The sequence below is a fragment of the Modicisalibacter muralis genome (assembly GCF_900102945.1).
Lineage (GTDB): Bacteria > Pseudomonadota > Gammaproteobacteria > Pseudomonadales > Halomonadaceae > Modicisalibacter > Modicisalibacter muralis.
Map to the genome: position 1 here is coordinate 257,517 of NZ_FNGI01000001.1, position 18,209 is coordinate 275,725.

The following is an 18,209-nucleotide window of genomic DNA, read 5'->3' on the forward strand; positions in this document are numbered from 1 at the left end:
CGCCGCGCTCGGTTACCGCTCGCCCGGGTAGGCCGACTCCTTGGAAGCGCCGGGAATCGTGTCGAGAATAGCGTCTACGTCGATACCGCGTTGTTTGCCGAGATACCAGTAGAGCGTGAATACCACGAGGCCGACGGCCAGCCACGGGATGTAGATGGCGAGCGTCGAGAGCGCCGCGAAGTCGCCACTGAAAAGTGCCACCCAATTTGCCGCCTGCGAGATAATGGCGCCCGACCCGAGCACGGCAACGACGATCGGCACATAGAACCAGCCGCCCGGCTGGAAAGCGGCCCGCGAGGCCATATCCGCGCGCTTCAGGTAGATGTAGCCGGCCGCCAGCGAGACCGCTAGATACGCGATCAGGTAGCTGAACGTGGCGATGGCGATGGCCCGGTCGAGCCCTCCCGACCAGAAGGTGAGCGCACAGGCAGCGGCGTACAGCGTGAGCAGCGACCAGTGGGGTGTCCGGAAGCGTTTGCTGACCGTCGAGAACCACTGGGGAAAGAGTGAATCCCACGACCATGCGTAGGGGATCTTGATGCCAGCGGCCATGACGGCATGAACACTCGTGGCGGTGGCGAGCAGGCCGCCGATGGCGACGACGGCGACGGCGTACTCGCCGAGGAACACGTTGGCGGCAGTTGCCAGAGGCCGCGCGGAATCGGCCAAGACGGTGTAATCGTTGACGACGCCGTAGATGACCACCGCCGTCAGCATGTACAGAAGGATCAGGATGCCCGTTCCGCCGAGCATTGCCAACGGCAGATTACGGCCGGGGTTTTTCACTTCCGCGCTAAATTGCGCGGCGACTTCGATGCCGATGAACGCGTAGAACAGCGGGACGGCGGATGCAACGAGTCCGCTCATGCCACCGGTGAAGAAGGGGCGATAGTTTGCGGTATCGATATGCACAAGTCCCGGCACCACGAGCACGAGTATGGCGGCGATGAGCAGCCAGAACATGACGTTTTGCGTCGTGCTATAGCCCTTCGTGCCGATGAGGTTGATGAGAAAAAGTACCGTCAGCAAGGCGAATCCGGAGAGTGCGGGATCGATACTCGGATAGAACACCTTGAGGTAGTTACCGAAGCCGATGGCCAGAACCGCGTCGGCGGCCATGTAACCTAGCCATTTGGTCCAGGTGACGACGAATCCCGCCAGGCGGTTGCGAAAGGTTCGCGAGACGAGGGTGTAGGCCCCTCCGGCACCGGGGAAAATGGTCGCCATCCAGCTATAGTTCATCGCTACGGCCATCGCGATGACGCCCGTCAGTGCCACTGCTAGGATGACGCTCGGCCCGGTCGTGCCGCTGGCGGTGCCGATTGTCACGAACAGCCCCGCGCCGAGCGTCCCGGCGACCACGGTGGCGGTGGCCCCTATCGGTCCCATGCTCCGCGTGAGACTGTTGTCTCTGGTTTCCGACTCCACGTGACACTCCCTGCATGACAGGGGCGAACAGAGCATGTGGCGCCGTTTCTCGATACTCTTTCTCGACGCCTTCCCGAGAGTATGCCCTGGACGGACCCGAATGACTTTTTTGTTGTTAAATTAAGGATATGCAAAAAGCGTAGTAGCGAATGGCCGTGTTGTCGGCTTTCAGTGTTCCGCCAACCTCTGTTCAGCTAATCCCAGCGCCCATAGGATGAAGGCATCCTGACGGGCATTGTCTTGCCACGCCTTGAAGCGCCCCGAGGCGCCGCCGTGCCCGGCGGCCATGTCGGTGCGTAGCAGCGTCGGGCCGTGTGTTGTATCCAGCTCGGTCAATCGTGCATAGAGCTTGGCCGGCTCCCAATAGGGCACCCGCGAATCGTGCCAGCTGGCTTGCAGGAACATCGGCGGGTAGGGCAGCGCGGCGAGGTTGTCGAGCGGCGAGTAGTCACGGATGCGTCGACGTACCGCGGGCTCGGCCGGGTTGCCCCACTCGGTGTACTCGGCGGTGGTCAGCGGCAGGTCGGGATTTTCCATGGTGCGCAATACATCGACGAAGGGCACGTCGAGTACCGCGGCGCAAAATGCCCCGGGGTCGAGATTGACGCTGGCCCCGACCAGCAGGCCGCCGGCGCTGGCGCCGTAGGCGGCGATGTGCTCGCCATCGCTCAGGCCGGCCTCGACCAGCGCGTCGCGGGCGGCGAGGAAGTCGCTGAAGCTGTTGGCCTTGTGCTCGAGCTTGCCGGCCAGATACCAGGGCTCGCCCCGGTCGCCACCACCGCGCACGTGCGCCACCGCGAAGGCCATACCGCGCGACAGTAGCTCCAGGCGTGCCACCGAGAACCACGGGTCGAGCACCTCGCCATAGGCGCCGTAGCCGTAAAGCAGCGTTGGCAACGCTTGCCGACCGAGTAGGTCGGCGCGCGCCACCACCGAAACCGGAATCCGCTCGCCATCGTGCGAGGTCGCCCACAATCGCCGACAGACAATTTGCTCGGGTGGCAGGTCGCCATGAATCGGCTGGCTCTTGAGCAGGCGACGGGCGTTGGTATCCAGGTCATGCTCGACCCAGCGTGGCGGCAGCGTGAAGGACTCCTCGTGCAGGCGCAGGCGACGGGTGGCGAAATCCGGCGTATCGCCGAGCGCCAGGCTGCACGGTGTTTCGGGAAGCGGCAGGCGCTGCTCGCCAATCGGCTCATGCTGGCTATCGAATTCGAGTACCCGCAAATGCACTTGAGCCTCATGGTGATCGCGCTCGGTGATCACCAGCCCCCAGGCAAAGGCATCGACGCCCTCCAGCGTATGCTCCTCACGGTGGGCGATCAGCGATTGCCAGGCATCGGGCTGGGCCTCCGGCGCTACGTCCAGACAGAAATGCGCCGCCTGGCGATTGTGCAGCACGTAGAAATGGCCTGGGCGGTGCTCGATGCTGTACTCGACGCCATTCTCGCGCGGTCTGACGCAGCGTGGCGGCGTGCTTGGCGCGTGAGCGGGAATCAGGTAGCACTCCGAGGTGTCCTTGGAGGCGGTTTCCAGCACCAGCCAGGCCTTGGAGCGGGTCTTACCCAGGCCGACCCAGAATTGCGCATCGGTTTCCTCAAAAACGAGGATCGATTCGCCGCTATCGCGTGTCAAACGCCATACGCTAGCCGGGCGCTGGGTGGCGTCGTAGCGCGTGAACAGCAGCGTGCGGTTGTCCTCGGCCCAGGTCAGTTCCGGGCCGATGCCTTCTAGCAGCAGTTGGGGTTCGCCATGCGGCAATTGGCACAGATACAGGTCGAAGTATTCATCGCCACGGCTGTCTTCGGTCCAGGCCAGCCATTGTTCATCGGGGGATATGGCCAGGTCGCCGAGTTCGAGATAATGCCGCTCGCTGGCGCGGGTTTCGAGGTCGAGTAATCGTTCACGCCGCTCGGGCGCGCCATTCGGATGACGCCACCAGGTGGGGTAATCGGCCTCGGCGGCGGTCTCGCTCCAGTAGGTGTAACGCTCGAGTGGCGTCTTCAGGCCCACGATGGCCAGTTCGCGACGCGCCAGGTGGCCACGGTAGAGCGACTCGACCAACGCTTCCAGCGGTGCGAACCAGTGGTCGCACTCGGCGTTGGCGGCATCGAGAAACGCCGTCACGGCCTGGTCGTCGCGGTCTTCCAACCAATGCCAATGCGGGTCGTCGTTACGCCGGAAGCGTGGAATGGGAGAGCCGGGTGATGCGGCGATGGGCGGCTGTGCTTTCATTGAACGCGGTGTACCATGATGATCAAACCAATTTCAGGAGAAAACTAGACGATGCTGATATCCGATTCCATACCACTACTGTGGCTGGTCTATGTGGCATTGTCGCTGGTGGTACTGGTGACTGGCTACCTTGCTATTCGTTGGCTACCCAGATTTCCACGCTTCGTAGTGACGGGAATCGTGGCCGGCATGCTATGGATGCCGGCCGGTTTCACGATTCCGGTGCTCGAGGATGAAGTCTATGAAGGCCTGGCGCCGTCGATCGTGGTTGCCGCCGTGGCGGTGCTGCAGGGTGCCCGGGGCGACTTCTCCGCGGCATTACCACTATTGCTGCTGGGCATGGGGTTGGGTGCCGGTGCCGGGGTGCTGCTATGGGGCTGGCTGCGCCGCCGCAATGAGCAGAATTCCGATGACGACAATAGCGGGGGCGGCGGTAGGGCGCCGGTCGCCGATAAACGCCGGGAGCCGGTGATTGGTTAAGGAATCGCAATGCGCGTGTTGATTGCCGCGACGTTACTGTCGCTGCTGGCCTGGACCACCCAGGGGTGGGCCCAGGAGACGCCGGAAGATCGCCCGGACGTACGCATGGTGATCGATGTTTCCGGCAGCATGAAATACAACGATCCCAATCGGCTCAGTGCGAGTGCGCTGGAGTTGATGGTGTCATTGTTGCCGTCGGGGGCGCGAAGCGGACTCTGGACCTTCGGCAGCGAGGTTGCCAACCCGTTGCCCACATCGACCGTCGATGATGCCTGGCGGCGTCGCGCGCTGGCATTGAAGCCGGCGCTGTTCGAGTATCAGCAGTTTACCGATATCGAGCAGGCCGTGCGTCAGGCGGCATCGGCGCCACCGGCTTCCAGCGAGCGCCATCTGGTATTGCTTACCGACGGCGTCGTCGACGTTCCCGCCGGCGGAGGCAACAAAAGCGCGCAGGATGCGGCGTCGCGCCAGCGGCTACTGGATGAACTGGCGCCGGCGCTGGCGGACGAAAACGTGGTGATTCATACCATCGCCTTTTCGCCCCAGGTGGATATCACGCTGCTCGAGAACATGGCACGTACCACCGGCGGGCTCGCCGCGGTGGCCGAGACGCCCGAAGCGCTGATGCGTGCGTTTCTCGATGTCTTCGACCGCATTTTTCCCCGCGACCAGCTTCCGCTGGAAGACAACCGGTTCCGCGTCGACGATCGCGTCGAGGCGTTTTCGTCGCTGCTGTTCCACGAACCGGACGCGCCACCGCTGGTACTGATTGGTCCCGACGGCGAGCGCTATACCGCTGAGGATCATCCCGAGGATATCCGTTGGGAACATCAGCCGCTCTTCGACTTGATTACCGTGCCCAACCCGAGCGAGGGCGAGTGGCGCATCGAAGGCGAGATAGGCGACGAGAGCCGGGTCAACATCGATTCGCCGCTATCGTTGCGTACCGATGAACTGCCGACGGCGCTCTATCGCGGATTCGAAACGCAGATCGAGGCCTGGCTCGAAGAGCGGGGCGTGCCGCTGGCGGCAAGCGAGACACCACAGGATTTGCAGGTGCGCGCCGAGTTGCGCGATATCGACAATGGCGATATCAGCGAATCGGTAACACTGGCATCTGATGGCGACGGCGAGCGCCTGCGCTACCGTGGCCTGTTGCCGGCGCCCGAGACTACCGGCAACGCGCGGCTGGCGGTGATTGCCGAAAGCGATGAGTTCGTACGCCAGCGCCGTCAAGCGGTCAACGTATTGCCGGCGATCAGCGCCACGCCCGACGCAGCCGCGAACCTCGTCAGCCTGCATGCGGAACATCCTCGGCTGAATGCCGACAATACGCGTATCGAAGCGTCGTTGCAGGGCGAAACGCTACCCGTCGTGCCGGTCGATGCGCATGACTGGCAAATCGATCTGCCCGAGCTCGACGAGGATTTGTCGGTGCCGCTGGCGCTGACCGCGACGATTACCCTGGACGGCGAAACCCGCACCCTGCAACTGCCGACGCTGCAGCTCAATACCGATGCGGACACCGGCTTGGGCAGTGCCAGCCTGGATCGCCAAGGGCTCGATACGCAGGCGCTGGCCGCCAGTGAGCAGGTGCCCGGCGAAGCAACGCCACAGTCGCCTTCGTTGCTCAGCGAACTGGGTGGCTCCGTGGGCCAGGTATTGGGCGAGTTACCCGAACAGGCCAAGGCGCTATGGGCCGAGGTGAGTCCCGAGTTGCGCGAGCATAGCGACGACCCGCTTTCCTGGGTGCTGATCGCTGCCGTGGTGGTGGGGTTGCTGATGTTGATCGCATGGCGCCGCCACGCGGCGCATCGCCGGCGACGGCGGCGGGAGGAACCGCATGTGTGAGCTGTTGGGCATGAGTGCCAATGTGCCTACGGATATCTGTTTCAGCTTTACCGGCTTTCTGCGCCGTGGCGGCGGCACCGGCCCGCACCGCGATGGCTGGGGTATCGCCTTTTATGAAGAGGGCGGCTACCGGGAGTTTCGCGATCCACATCCCTCGGCGGATTCGCCAATCGCGCGGCTGATCAGCGATTACCCGATCAAATCGCATGTGGTGATCAGTCATATCCGCCAGGCCAATGTCGGTGACATATGCCTGGCCAATACCCATCCGTTTACCCGCGAGATGTGGGGGCGCCAGTGGTGCTATGCGCATAATGGCCAGCTCGGCGGCTGGCAGGCGCTGGTACCGGCGTTCTACCAGGCGGTGGGCGACACCGATAGCGAACACGTCTTCTGTTGGCTGATGGGCGAGTTGCGCCAGCGCTTCACGGCCCCGCCGAGCGATCCCGAAGCGTTATGGAAGGCGCTGCATGGTCTTTGCGAGCGGCTGCACGAACTCGGTGTGTTCAATATGCTGCTGACCGATGGCCGCCACCTGTATTGCTATTGCGCCACCAAGCTGGTGCACATCACCCGACGTGCCCCGTTTGGCGAGGCGCGCCTGTGCGATGCCGAAATGGCCGTCGATTTCGTCGAGCACACCACGCCCGCCGATGTGGTCTCGGTGATCGCCACCGAGCCGCTGACCGACAACGAACGCTGGACCCACATGCTGCCGGGCGAACTGTTGGTGTGGCGCGATGGTGAAATTATGGCGCACTATAGCTGCATGGATGGTGATTGACGACTAGGGTTGAACGACTGTTTCAATCGCTTGTTTTACAGCCTGGCGGTGCTGTTATAAGGTGGCCGCGACGTTCGTAATCCTAGCGGCATGACAAAGAAGCTTCTGAAACGCCCTTGAGTCAACAAAAAACAATCGGCTTCAGCCGATGGCATCTGCGGAGATCTGCCCATGAGTCAGCCCACTAGCGCTCCCATCCTCTCCGGTCCGACCCTCGAGGGGCTCGACGACTATACCTCGGTGATGGATGTCTTCCACGCTTCGGTCAAGCGCTTCGCTGACAAGCCGGCCTTCAGTTGCATGGGCCGGACGCTGAGCTACGGTGAACTGGACCTATTATCGGCCGATTTCGCTGCTTGGCTGCAGCATAAAACCGATCTCGAGCCGGGCGATCGCATCGCCATTCAGTTGCCCAACGTCCTGCAATTTCCGGTGGCGGTATTCGGCGCGCTGCGTGCCGGCCTGGTGGTGGTCAATACCAACCCGCTGTACACCGAGCGCGAGATGCGTCATCAGTTCGACGACTCCGGCGCCAAGGCGATCCTGATCCTGGCCAACATGGCCGACAAGCTGGAGAGGGTGCTCGGGCAGACCCAGATCAAGCATGTGTTGGTCACCGAGCTCGGCGACCTGCACGGTTTCCCCAAGCGCGCGCTGATCAATGCGGTGGTCAAGCACGTCAAGAAGATGGTGCCGAAGTACTCGCTGCCCAGCGCGATCGGCTTTCGCCAGGCGTTGGCCAAGGGCCATGGGCTAGAGCATCGTGAGGTGGCGCGGGAGACGGGCGATATTGCCGCGCTGCAATACACCGGCGGCACCACGGGGCCGGCCAAGGGCACCATGCTCACCAACCGCAACCTGATAGCCAACATGTTGCAGGCCCGGTCGCTGATGTCGGACGTACTCGGCGAAGGTTGCGAGACGGTGATAGCACCGTTGCCGGTCTACCACATCTACACCTTTACCGTGAATTGCCTGTTCATGATGGAAACCGGCAACCACAGCGTGCTGATCACCAACCCGCGCGATATCGACGGTTTCATCAAGACGCTCAAGACGCTCAAATTCTCGGGCTTCGTGGGCCTCAATACGTTATTCAACGCACTCGCCAATCGCGAAGATTTTCGCGCGCTCGATTTCTCGTCGCTCAAGCTGACCATCTCGGGTGGCATGGCGTTGACCAAGGCCGCCGCCAAGCGCTGGGAAGAAATAACCGGCTGTCCGATTGCCGAAGGTTATGGCATGACCGAAACGTCGCCGATCGTCTCCTTCAATCCGCCGAGCGCCATTCAACTCGGCACCATCGGCAAACCGGTGGCGGGCACCTCGGTGAAGGTCATCAATGATGATGGCGAGTCACTGCCGCTGGGCGAGCCGGGCGAGTTGTGCGTCCAGGGGCCACAGGTGATGAAGGGCTACTGGAATCGCCCCGAGGATACCGCCAAGACGCTCGACGGCGAGGGCTGGATTCGCACCGGCGATATCGCCGTGCTGCAGGAAGATGGCTACATCCGTATCGTTGACCGCAAGAAGGACATGATCATCGTCTCCGGCTTCAACGTCTATCCCAACGAGATCGAAGACGTGGTAGCCGGCCACCCCGAAGTGATCGAGGCCGCCGCGATCGGCGTGGCCGATGATAACAGCGGCGAGGCGATCAAGCTGTTCGTGGTCTCGCGTAGCGACACGCTGGATGCCGAGACGCTGCGTGGCTGGTGCAAGAAGGAGCTCGCCGCCTACAAGGTGCCCAAATTGATCGAATTTCGCGACGAATTGCCCAAGACCAACGTCGGTAAAGTATTGCGCCGTGAACTCAGGGAGTCTTGAGCGCGGCATGAAATAGCCGTGGCCGCATGCCCGGCGTTACAATTGCCTGCCCGTCCCGGTATTCCGGCGGGCAGTTTTTTTACGCAAGTCAGCGAGGATTCATTGAGCGCCACCGTTCAGCCGACCCAAGCCTTGAAGGAACTCGATGCACGCCTGGCGCGGCTCGACGATTGTCTGTTGCGCGATGCTCGCGATCAGCGCCGTCGCCTGGAGCGTTTGCAACCACGCGCGCGTGACGGCCAGCCAATCGACCGGGCACTGCGCAATATCGATGCGCGTCTGGCAAGTTCACAGGCCCAGCTAGAAGCGCGGCGGCAATTATCGGTCACGCTGCGTTACCCCGAGCAACTGCCGGTCGCCGAGAGACGCGAGGACATTCTCGCCGCGCTGCGCGAGCATCAGGTGGTGGTGGTCGCCGGCGAGACCGGCTCGGGCAAGACCACTCAACTACCCAAGCTGTGCCTCGAACTTGGCCTGGGTCGACGCGGGCTGATCGGCCATACCCAGCCACGCCGCCTGGCGGCGCGCTCGGTGGCGACAAGGCTCGCCGAGGAGCTCGAGGTGCCGCTGGGCGAGCAGGTCGGCTATCAGGTGCGTTTCAGCGATCAGACCAACCAGCGCACCCTGGTCAAGCTGATGACCGACGGCATTCTGCTGGCCGAGACCCAGCACGACCCGGACCTCGAGCGCTACGAAGCGATCATCATCGACGAGGCTCACGAGCGTAGCCTCAATATCGATTTCCTGCTCGGCTATCTCAAGCGCCTCGTCGGGCGACGCCGCGATCTCAAGGTCATCATTACCTCGGCGACCATCGACGTGGAGCGCTTCGCCGCGCATTTCGCGATGGATGATAGGCCCGCGCCAGTGGTGCAGGTCTCGGGGCGAACCTTTCCGGTCGAGGTGCGTTATCGACCACTGCTGCGCGACGCCGACGACGAGGAGGACCGCACGCTACAGGAGGGCATCCTGCACGCGGTGGAAGAGATCGAGGCCATCGAGCGCGACAAGCGCTGGTACAGCGGACCGCGCGATATCCTGGTGTTCCTGCCCGGCGAGCGCGAGATTCGCGAGACCGCCGATACCCTGCGCCACGCCAATCTCAAGAGTACCGAGATTCTGCCGCTCTACGCGCGGCTGTCGAATGCCGAGCAGAACCGGGTGTTCCAGTCGCACGCCGGGCGGCGCATCGTGCTGTCGACCAATGTCGCCGAGACGTCGCTGACGGTGCCCGGCATTCGCTACGTGATCGACCCGGGGCTGGTGCGTATCAGCCGCTACAGTTATCGCGCCAAGATCCAGCGCCTGCCCATCGAGCCGGTCAGCCAGGCCAGTGCCGATCAGCGTAAGGGCCGCTGCGGGCGTATTGCCGAAGGCGTATGCCTGCGTTTGTACAGCGAAGAGGATTTTCTCGCCCGCCCCGAGTACACCGAGCCGGAGATTCAGCGCACCAACCTGGCCTCGGTGATCCTGTCGATGCTGTCGCTGAAGCTGGGCAATATCGAGGCCTTCCCGTTCGTCGACGCGCCGGATTCACGCTTCATCAAGGACGGCTTTCGGCTGCTGTTCGAACTCGGCGCGGTGGACGAGGGCAATCGCCTGACCACCAATGGGCGGCGCTTGGCCAAGCTACCCATCGACCCGCGCCTGGCGCGCATGGTGTTGGCCGGCGCCGAGCGGGAGTGCCTGCGCGAGGTGCTGATCGTGGTCAGCGCGCTATCGGTGCAGGACCCTCGCGAGCGTCCGGCGGACAAGCGCCAGGCCGCCGACCAGGCCCACAAGCGCTGGGACGACCCGGATTCCGATTTCGTCGCCTGGCTCAATCTTTGGGCGGGCTTCGAGGCGGCGCGCGACGAACGCTCGGGCAACCAGCTACGGCGCTGGTGTCGCGAGAACTATCTCAATTACCTGCGCCTGCGCGAGTGGCACGATACCTACCGCCAGCTTCGCCAGTTGCTGCGCGATATGGAAATCGTTGCGCCGTCGTCGAGTGGTCAGCCCTCCGAAGCCGACGACGAAGCGGCGCGCGAGGCGCGGCGTTTGCAGCAAGCACGGCTGCACCAGGCACTGCTGACCGGCCTGCTGTCGAACCTGGGGCAATTCATCGAGAATCGCGAGTATCTGGGAGCGCGCAATCGCAAGTTCATGATTCATCCTGGTTCGGGGATGGCGAAAAAAACGCCGAAATGGATCATGGCCGGGGAGTTGGTCGAAACCTCGCGGTTGTTTGCCCGCCAGGTGGCGCGCATTCAGCCGGAATGGATCGAACCGTTGGCCTCGCATCTCACCAAGCGCACCTACAGCGAGCCGCATTGGGAAATGAAACGCGCCCAGGTGGTCGCCTTCGAGCAGGTTACGCTGTTTGGATTGCCGATCGTCGCGCGGCGCAAGGTGCACTACGGGCCAATCGCGCCGGCCGAGGCGCGCGAGATATTCATCCGCCGCGCGCTGGTCGAGGGCGAATACCGTACGAAGGCCGCGTTCTTCACGCACAATCGCGCACTGATCGATGAGGTCGAAAACCTTGAAGATCGAGCGCGGAAGCGCGATATTCTGGTTGATGAAGAAACACTGTTCGATTTCTACGATCAGCGCTTGCCGAGCGACATAGTCAATGGCAAGGGGTTCGAGCACTGGCGTCGCCGGGTCGAACGTGACGAGCCGGATGTCTTGAAACTCGACAAGGCCACGCTAATGGCGCGCGAGGCCGAGGATGTCAGCGAGGCGCAATATCCGGACGCGTTGACCCTGAATGGCGTTCGCTATCCGCTGAGCTATCATTTCGCGCCGGGAGCCGAGGACGATGGGGTGACATTGACCGTGCCGGCGGCGATGCTTTCGCAACTGCCGCGCCAGCGCCTCGAATGGCTGGTGCCGGGGCTGCTGCGCGAGAAGTGCATCGCGCTGCTCAAGGCGCTACCCAAGTCGGTGCGTCGTCAGGTGGTGCCGATACCCGATTGGGTCGACGCCGCGCTCGACGTGCTGGCGCCCGATGATGTGCCGCTCGGCGAGGCGCTGGGTGAGTTCCTGCGCATCAAGACCGGCCTGCGGCTGTCGCCCGATGACTGGCGCGAGGATCTGCTCGAGCCGCACCTGCGTATGAATCTGAAGGTGGTCGATCATGCCGGCGAGGTGTTGGGGCAGGGCCGCGACCCGGTGGCGCTGGAACGGCGTTTTGCGGCGGCGGCCAGCGCCGGTGCCCAGGCGCTGAGCGAATCCGCCGGCGTGGCGCGCAAGCTCGACGATCTACCCGAAACGCCGCTGGCCGAGTCGCGCACCACCACCCAGGCGGGGATTCGCGTCGAGGCCTATCCCGCGTTGATCGAGCAAGGCGCGGCAAAGGGCGTCGAGCAGGGCCTGGCAGTCGAGTTGTTCGATCATCCGGACAAGGCCCGCGAGGCGCATCGTCATGGCATCAAGCGTTTGGCCATGCAGCGCCTGCCGGATCAGGTCAAGGCGCTCCGCCAGCTCAAGGGGTTGGATCGCTGCGCGCTGCTGTTCACCAAGGTGGGCAGCAAGCCGCAGTTGCTCGACGACCTGATCGCTGCGGCGTTCCTGCACGAGATCGCCGTCGACCCGCTGCCGCGCTCACGCGAGGCGCTGAACGAACGGTTGAATGAACGGCGTAGCGAACTGGTGCCCTACGGCGAATCGTTGGTGCCTACGTTGCACAAGTCGCTCGAGGGACACCTGGCTGTGACCCAGGCGTTGAAAGGCAACCTCAGCCTGGCGTTGGCGCTGGTATACAGTGATATCAAGGCCCAGATGCAACGCCTGGTTCACCCTGGCTTCATCAGCGAGGCGGGGGAGTGGCTGGCGGAGTATCCTCGTTATATGGAGGCTGCGAGAATCCGCCTGGAGAAAGCTCCACGCGAGCGCATGCGCGACCAGATGTTGATGCAGGAGGTCCAGGATTTCGAGACACGCCTGGCCAAGCGTCGCCAGGCCGAACGACATAATGGCTGGGAAGACCCTCGCCTGATCGAGTTCGGCTGGTGGCTGGAAGAGTTTCGGGTATCGCTGTTCGCCCAGCAGTTGGGCACGCTGATGCCGGTTTCCGCCAAGCGCTTGGAGCGGCGCTGGGCGGAGATTACCGGGCGCTGAAGCGACGACAAGGGATCAGTCAGGTGGCGCTTTGCCACCGTGAGGAGAACGTCATGACACAAGCCGTGATTACCGGCACGGGCCTGTACACGCCGGAGCACGCCATCGACAACGCCGCACTGGTGGCGTCGTTCAATGCCTGGGTCGACGCGGAAAATACCCGCCATGCCGATGCCATTGCGCGTGGCGAGCGTGAACCGCTGGCGCATTCGAGCAGCGAGTTCATCGTCAAGGCCTCGGGCATCGAGAGCCGTTACGTCCTCGATGCCGAGGGTATTCTCGACCCCGAGCGCATGCGCCCACGCTTGCCCCGGCGCGCCAATGACGAACCTTCGATTCAAGCCGAAATGGGCATGATCGCCGCGCGCGAAGCGCTCGAACGGGCAAGGGTAGCGGCCAGCGACATCGACCTGGTGATCGTTGCCTGTTCCAATCTCGAGCGGCCCTATCCGGCGGTGGCAGTGGAGTTACAGGCGCTGCTTGGCGCGGGCGGTTACGCCTTCGACATGAACGTCGCCTGTAGCTCGGCGACGTTCGCCATCGAAACGGCGGCTAACGCGGTCCGCTCGGGTAACGCCCAGCGGGTGTTGGTCGTCAGTCCGGAAATCTGCTCGGCGCACCTCAACTTCCGCGATCGCGACAGTCACTTCATCTTCGGTGATGCCTGTACCGCCATCGTCATCGAGGCCGACAAGCTGGCGAGTGCCGAGTCGCGTTTCGAGATTCTCGGCACGCGCCTGGTGACGCGTTATTCCAACGCCATTCGCAACAATGCCGGTTTTCTCAACCGGGTCACCGACAGCGACCCGCAGGCCGCTGACAAGCTGTTCATCCAGGAAGGTCGACGCGTCTTCAAGGAAGTCTGCCCGATGGTTGCGCAATTGATAGGCGATCACCTTGCCTCGCTCGAACTCGCCGGCGGCGATCTGACACGCCTGTGGCTGCATCAGGCCAATCGTCATATGAACGACATGATCGCCCGGCGAGTGCTCGGTTTCGACCCGACCCCGGAGCAGGCGCCGGTGATTCTCGACCGCTATGCCAACACCAGCTCGGCGGGCTCGATCATTGCCTTTCACTTGCATCGCGATGACTTGACCACGGGTGCGTTGGGGGTGGTGTGTTCGTTTGGCGCCGGCTACAGTGCCGGCAGTGTGATTCTGCGCAGGGTGAACTGATGAAAACGATGGGCAAGTGGATGGTGGGTATATTGGCGGGCGCGATGTTGGGTGGCTGCGCAAGCCAGTCACAACAGGCCGCCAATCCCGTGGACCCGTGGGAAGGCTTCAACCGGCGGGTGTATGCGTTCAACGACGTGATCGATCGCTATGCGCTGAAACCGGCGGCGCAGGGCTACGATTTCATCACGCCCGAGCCGGTACAGACTGGGGTCGGCAACTTCTTTTCCAACCTCGGCGAAATCCGTACGACGATCAACAGCGTACTTCAGTGGAAATGGAACAATGCCGGCGTCTCGACGGGGCGTTTCCTGGTCAACAGCACCCTCGGGGTGGCTGGGCTGCTCGACCCGGCGACGCGCATGGGATTGACCGTGAACAAGGAGGATTTCGGTCAGACCCTGGCGGTGTGGGGCGTCGATTCCGGGCCCTACGTGGTGTTGCCGCTGCTGGGTGGCCGTACGCTGCGCCATGCCGGTGCGATACCGGCCGACATGTACACCGACCCGGTGACTTACGTCGAGGACGATACCACGCGCTGGGGCCTGCGCTTTCTCGAGTTGGTCGATTTGCGCGCCAGTTTCCTCGACCAGGAAAAGCTGATTCGTGGCGATCGTTACATCTTCCTGCGCGATACCTATTTGCAGCGACGGCAATTCATGGTCAACGACGGCGAGACGGGCGCGGACCCGTTTGCCAGCGGCGAGTTCGATTTCGATATTGATGACGGCGATTTCGCCGAGTGAGATCCATGCCATCATGGCTAGCCCGCAAAATCTGATCGGTCTGCTCGACCTGCCCGGAGCCGAGCGTGACGCCCTGGCGAAAACCATTGCCAGGGGGCATTTCGCCGTCTCCGCCGTCGAGAATGTCGATGACCTGCCGCCGGAAACGGCGCTGATCGTCGCTCATGTCCGTGCCGTGCCCAGCCGCGACTGGCCGTCGCTGTCAAGACGCCTGCCGACCGTGGTCGTTACCGAGTCGCGTTTCGACGATGATCTGCTCAAGGCCGTCGATGCCGGCCTGGTCGATTATCTGGTCGAACCGCTGACGCATGGCGCCGTGCTGCGGCGGCTGATCGGCCGGTCGTTGGAACACCAACGCCTCGCCGAGGAGCATGCCAGCGATCGTGCGCGTCTGGCGGAGCTCAACGAGAATCTCGAGACGCATCTGGCGATGCTGCGCCTGGACCAGCAGACCGGCGGGCATATCCAGCGCAAGATGCTGCCGCCGCAGCCGCTTACCATCAACGGCGTCGGCTGCGATTATTGGCTGGCGCCGTCGCTGTACCTTTCCGGCGATTTCCTCGATTACCTGCGCTATAACGAACGCTACAGCGTATTTTACTTCGCCGACGTTTCCGGCCACGGCGCGTCGTCGGCGTTCGTTACCGTGCTGCTCAAGTATCTGTGCAATCGCTGGCTGAACGAGTGGGACGGCAAGGAGCCCGAGACGTTGGCGGCACGCTGGCTGGTCCAGCTCAATCGCGAGCTGCTCGATACCGGGATCGGCAAGCATGCCACCCTGTTCGTGGGTGTCATTGACCATCAGCGCGACTATCTTCACTATTCGCTGGGCGCTCAACTGCCCATGCCGATGCTGGCCTGCGCGGATCGGATCACGGTACTGGAAGGCGAAGGCATGCCGGTCGGTCTGTTTCCACAGGTGAGCTACCCGAGCTACGCTATGGCGTTACCGGAGAACTTCCGATTGTGGCTGTGTTCCGATGGGGTATTGGAGTGCTTGCCGGGTGAAACGCTGGATGCTCGGCTCAAGGAATTAAGACGCCACGTCGGGGCATGTCCCGACGTGGCGGCGTTGCGTGTCAGTCTGGCCATGGACGAGGGCAGCGATAACGCGGTGGAGCGGGAAGAGCTTCCGGATGATCTGACCATCATGATGCTGAGCGGATTCGACCATGATAACGCATGAGGGACGACTCAAGGCGGCCTACGATGCCGGCGTGTTCGTGCTCAAATTATGCGGTGATGTGCGTCTCACCCTGTGCGCCACGCTCGACAACGAGGCACAGCGCCTCGCCGATACACCGGGGCTCAAAACGGTGATCGTCGATCTGCGCGAGGCGACCAACGTCGATTCGACCGCGCTGGGCTTTCTGGCCAAGGTGGCCATGGCGGTTCAGGGGCGGCTGGAACACCCGCCAACCATCGTGGCCGATCATCCCGATGTACGGCGCATGCTCGACGTGATGGGGTTTTCACGCTATTTCACGCTAGTTCGCGCGCCGCTCACCGAGCCCGACGAGCTTGCCGAGTTGCCGCAGGTCGAGACCGACGTTCAGGGTATCGAGGAGCGCATACTCGAGGCGCACCGCATCCTGATGCGCATGAACGAGCACAATCGCGAGGAATTCCAGCCGCTGGTAGAGCTGCTCGAGGCTCAACAACACCGTTAATCGGTCTCGTGATACGCACCCCCACGAATGAATCGCACCCGGCTCGGATGAGCCGGGTGCCTGCGTTGGTCAGACGCGTCCGGGCAAGGCGTCAGGCACAAGCCACCCGCGTGTCATCGGTCAGCGTCGGCGGTTGCCACTCATAGAGTGGTTGGGAGTCCGTTGGCGGTAGTGCTGCATGAGTCACGGCCTCTTCCTCGGTGGATGTCTCGCTGGCGAGATGAAAGCGGGCGACGCCATCACGCAGGGCCGTGGCGGCGTCTTCCAGGGCATGCGAGGCGATGGCGGCTTGCTGGACCAGGACGGTGTTCTGCTGGGTCATCCGATCCATCTGGGCGATCGCCTGATTGATCTGGTGAATGCCCTGGCTCTGTTCGCCCGAGGCCGCCGCGATATCTTCCATCAGCGCGGTGACTCGCTGTACTTCGCCGACGATGCCGGTCATGGCGTCACCGGTCTTGTCGACCAAGGCGCTGCCCGCTGCGATGCGTTGGCCGGAGGCATCGATCAACTCGCGGATCTGCCGTGCCGCCGCGGCGCTGCGCCCGGCCAATGAACGCACCTCACCGGCGACCACCGCGAAGCCACGACCCTGCTCGCCAGCGCGCGCCGCTTCGACCGATGCGTTGAGCGCGAGAATATTGGTCTGAAAAGCGATGGCATCGATCATGCCGACGATCTCGGCGACCTGGCGCGAACTGCTGTCGATATCGTGCATGGTGGCGATGACCTGGGTGACGAGGTCGCCACCTTGCTGTGCGGTGCGCGAGGCGCCGGCCGCCAACTGACTGGCCTGGCGCGCGCTGTCGGCATTCTGGGCCACCGTCGAGGTCAGTTGCTCCATGCTCGCGGCGGTCTGTTCGAGTGAGGCCGCCTGCTGTTCGGTGCGAGTCGACAACTCGCCATTGCCATGAGCGATCTGCTGTGCCCCACCGTGAATCGTCCGGCTGCTGGTGCGCACGCTACCCACGGTGGCGGCCAGGCTTTGCTGCATGCTGGCCAACCCGGCGAATAGTTGGCCGATTTCGTTGCGCCCGCGTTGCTCGATAGGCGCCGAGAGATCCCCCTCTCCCATGCGCTCGAAGTGGCCGACGATGCGTCGCAGCGGGCGAATGACATTGACGGTGACGCCCCACAGCACGAGGCCGACCATGGCCAGCGAGATCACTAGCGCGGCGCCAATCGTCAGGTTTAGCCAGTGACCGACGCTATCGAAGGTGCGCGCGAGATCAAGGCCGCTGGCCCTGGACGCCGTGAAAAAGTCGTCGGCGCTGTCCATGAATGCCTGGCTCATCGCGCTGACGCGTGCCCGTCCCGAGCGATAACCGGCAATGTCGCCTTCCTCGAGAACCATCAGTTGCAATGCCAAGCCGGTATTCAGCAGTGATTGGAAGCGTTGCTTCAGTGCTTCGATGGCATCGGCCTGTGTTGGTTGCGACGGCGCGGCGAGAAAGTCGGCGAACGCCAGATCGGCATTGCGCATGAGCGCCTCGGCGCGTTCGATGACCGGTCCCGGGGCATCGAAGGAGGGCACGCGAATCAGTTCGGCCGCGCGGTCCATCGCCACTTGCGAGCGCAACATGTCGATATAGGCGCGGTTCAGCGCCGCGCTCTGCTCGACGTTGATTTGATTGAGCGAGCCAAACGCTTGTCGGCCGTAATGGTTGGCGTAGAGCCCCAGCGTCCCCACGCCAAGAACCAGCAAGCTGAAGATTGCCAATACCAGTGTCCAGCTGACTCTGACGGTCAGGTTATCGAATGTTTTCATTATTCCCCCTGCGTTTTCATTCAGCGTGGCAGCGACTCATGCAAGGCAGCGGCGCTGCACTCGATTACCGATCACGATGATTTTGACGGGGGTTTATTGCAGTTTTGGATGGTGGGGTGACGAAGGGGATCATTTATC

General features: G+C 62.9%; 12 protein-coding genes. 9 read left to right on the forward strand and 3 right to left on the reverse strand.

The features are described from left to right. Nucleotides 1–12: 12 nt before the first annotated feature. The gene (locus tag BLR92_RS01270) at nt 13–1,428 is read right to left on the reverse strand and encodes an APC family permease (RefSeq protein WP_217636513.1); all 1,416 of its coding nucleotides are present in this window, start codon (nt 1,426–1,428) and stop codon (nt 13–15) included. Nucleotides 1,429–1,596: 168 nt separating this feature from the next. Continuing rightward, on the reverse strand, nt 1,597–3,663 hold the full coding sequence (locus tag BLR92_RS01275; protein ID WP_089724739.1) for a S9 family peptidase: 2,067 nt from the start codon (nt 3,661–3,663) through the stop codon (nt 1,597–1,599). 51 nt (nt 3,664–3,714) lie between these two features. Here BLR92_RS01275 and BLR92_RS01280 point away from each other — a divergent pair, with 51 nt between their 5' ends. The 9 genes from BLR92_RS01280 to BLR92_RS01320 all read left to right on the forward strand — a co-directional run bounded on the left by BLR92_RS01280 (nt 3,715) and on the right by BLR92_RS01320 (nt 16,303). Beyond that, entirely contained in the window at nt 3,715–4,143 is a 429-nt protein-coding gene (locus BLR92_RS01280) for a hypothetical protein (RefSeq protein ID WP_089724741.1), read from the forward strand. Nucleotides 4,144–4,152: 9 nt separating this feature from the next. Then, entirely contained in the window at nt 4,153–5,994 is a 1,842-nt protein-coding gene (locus tag BLR92_RS01285; RefSeq protein ID WP_089724744.1) for a VWA domain-containing protein, read from the forward strand. Next, on the forward strand, nt 5,987–6,778 hold the full coding sequence (locus tag BLR92_RS01290) for a class II glutamine amidotransferase (RefSeq protein ID WP_089724746.1): 792 nt from the start codon (nt 5,987–5,989) through the stop codon (nt 6,776–6,778). The genes BLR92_RS01285 and BLR92_RS01290 overlap by 8 nt, the downstream gene beginning before the upstream one ends. A gap of 171 nt (nt 6,779–6,949) precedes the next feature. Further along, nucleotides 6,950–8,605 carry an AMP-binding protein gene (locus BLR92_RS01295; protein WP_089724748.1) on the forward strand — a complete coding sequence of 552 codons (1,656 nt, stop codon included), beginning with the start codon at nt 6,950–6,952 and terminating at the stop codon, nt 8,603–8,605. 102 nt (nt 8,606–8,707) lie between these two features. Next, nucleotides 8,708–12,709: an ATP-dependent RNA helicase HrpA gene (gene hrpA / locus BLR92_RS01300; protein ID WP_089724749.1), complete on the forward strand. Its 4,002-nt coding sequence runs from the start codon at nt 8,708–8,710 to the stop codon at nt 12,707–12,709. A 53-nt stretch (nt 12,710–12,762) separates the two neighbouring features. Then, nucleotides 12,763–13,887 carry a beta-ketoacyl-ACP synthase III gene (locus BLR92_RS01305; RefSeq protein WP_089724751.1) on the forward strand — a complete coding sequence of 375 codons (1,125 nt, stop codon included), beginning with the start codon at nt 12,763–12,765 and terminating at the stop codon, nt 13,885–13,887. Continuing rightward, the gene (locus BLR92_RS01310; RefSeq protein WP_089724753.1) at nt 13,887–14,633 is read left to right on the forward strand and encodes an MlaA family lipoprotein; all 747 of its coding nucleotides are present in this window, start codon (nt 13,887–13,889) and stop codon (nt 14,631–14,633) included. The genes BLR92_RS01305 and BLR92_RS01310 overlap by 1 nt, the downstream gene beginning before the upstream one ends. A 13-nt stretch (nt 14,634–14,646) precedes the next feature. Next, nucleotides 14,647–15,819, forward strand: coding sequence for a PP2C family protein-serine/threonine phosphatase (locus tag BLR92_RS01315; RefSeq protein ID WP_089725930.1), 1,173 nt, complete (start codon nt 14,647–14,649; stop codon nt 15,817–15,819). Further along, nucleotides 15,806–16,303, forward strand: a complete 498-nt coding sequence (locus tag BLR92_RS01320; RefSeq protein WP_089724755.1) for an STAS domain-containing protein — start codon at nt 15,806–15,808, stop codon at nt 16,301–16,303. The genes BLR92_RS01315 and BLR92_RS01320 overlap by 14 nt, the downstream gene beginning before the upstream one ends. 91 nt (nt 16,304–16,394) lie before the next feature. Here BLR92_RS01320 and BLR92_RS01325 read toward each other — a convergent pair whose 3' ends face one another. Continuing rightward, nucleotides 16,395–18,071, reverse strand: a complete 1,677-nt coding sequence (locus BLR92_RS01325; RefSeq protein WP_089724756.1) for a methyl-accepting chemotaxis protein — start codon at nt 18,069–18,071, stop codon at nt 16,395–16,397. Nucleotides 18,072–18,209: the final 138 nt, after the last annotated feature.

What these genes read in the sequence shown, in the direction of transcription:
- BLR92_RS01275 (WP_089724739.1), bottom strand. Translation starts at nt 3,663, where the DNA reads ATGAAAGCACAGCCGCCCATCGCCGCATCACCCGGCTCTCCCATTCCA.
- BLR92_RS01280 (WP_089724741.1), top strand. Translation starts at nt 3,715, where the DNA reads ATGCTGATATCCGATTCCATACCACTACTGTGGCTGGTCTATGTGGCA.
- BLR92_RS01285 (WP_089724744.1), top strand. Translation starts at nt 4,153, where the DNA reads ATGCGCGTGTTGATTGCCGCGACGTTACTGTCGCTGCTGGCCTGGACC.
- BLR92_RS01290 (WP_089724746.1), top strand. Translation starts at nt 5,987, where the DNA reads ATGTGTGAGCTGTTGGGCATGAGTGCCAATGTGCCTACGGATATCTGT.
- BLR92_RS01295 (WP_089724748.1), top strand. Translation starts at nt 6,950, where the DNA reads ATGAGTCAGCCCACTAGCGCTCCCATCCTCTCCGGTCCGACCCTCGAG.
- BLR92_RS01305 (WP_089724751.1), top strand. Translation starts at nt 12,763, where the DNA reads ATGACACAAGCCGTGATTACCGGCACGGGCCTGTACACGCCGGAGCAC.
- BLR92_RS01310 (WP_089724753.1), top strand. Translation starts at nt 13,887, where the DNA reads ATGAAAACGATGGGCAAGTGGATGGTGGGTATATTGGCGGGCGCGATG.
- BLR92_RS01315 (WP_089725930.1), top strand. Translation starts at nt 14,647, where the DNA reads ATGGCTAGCCCGCAAAATCTGATCGGTCTGCTCGACCTGCCCGGAGCC.
- BLR92_RS01320 (WP_089724755.1), top strand. Translation starts at nt 15,806, where the DNA reads ATGATAACGCATGAGGGACGACTCAAGGCGGCCTACGATGCCGGCGTG.
- BLR92_RS01325 (WP_089724756.1), bottom strand. Translation starts at nt 18,071, where the DNA reads ATGAAAACATTCGATAACCTGACCGTCAGAGTCAGCTGGACACTGGTA.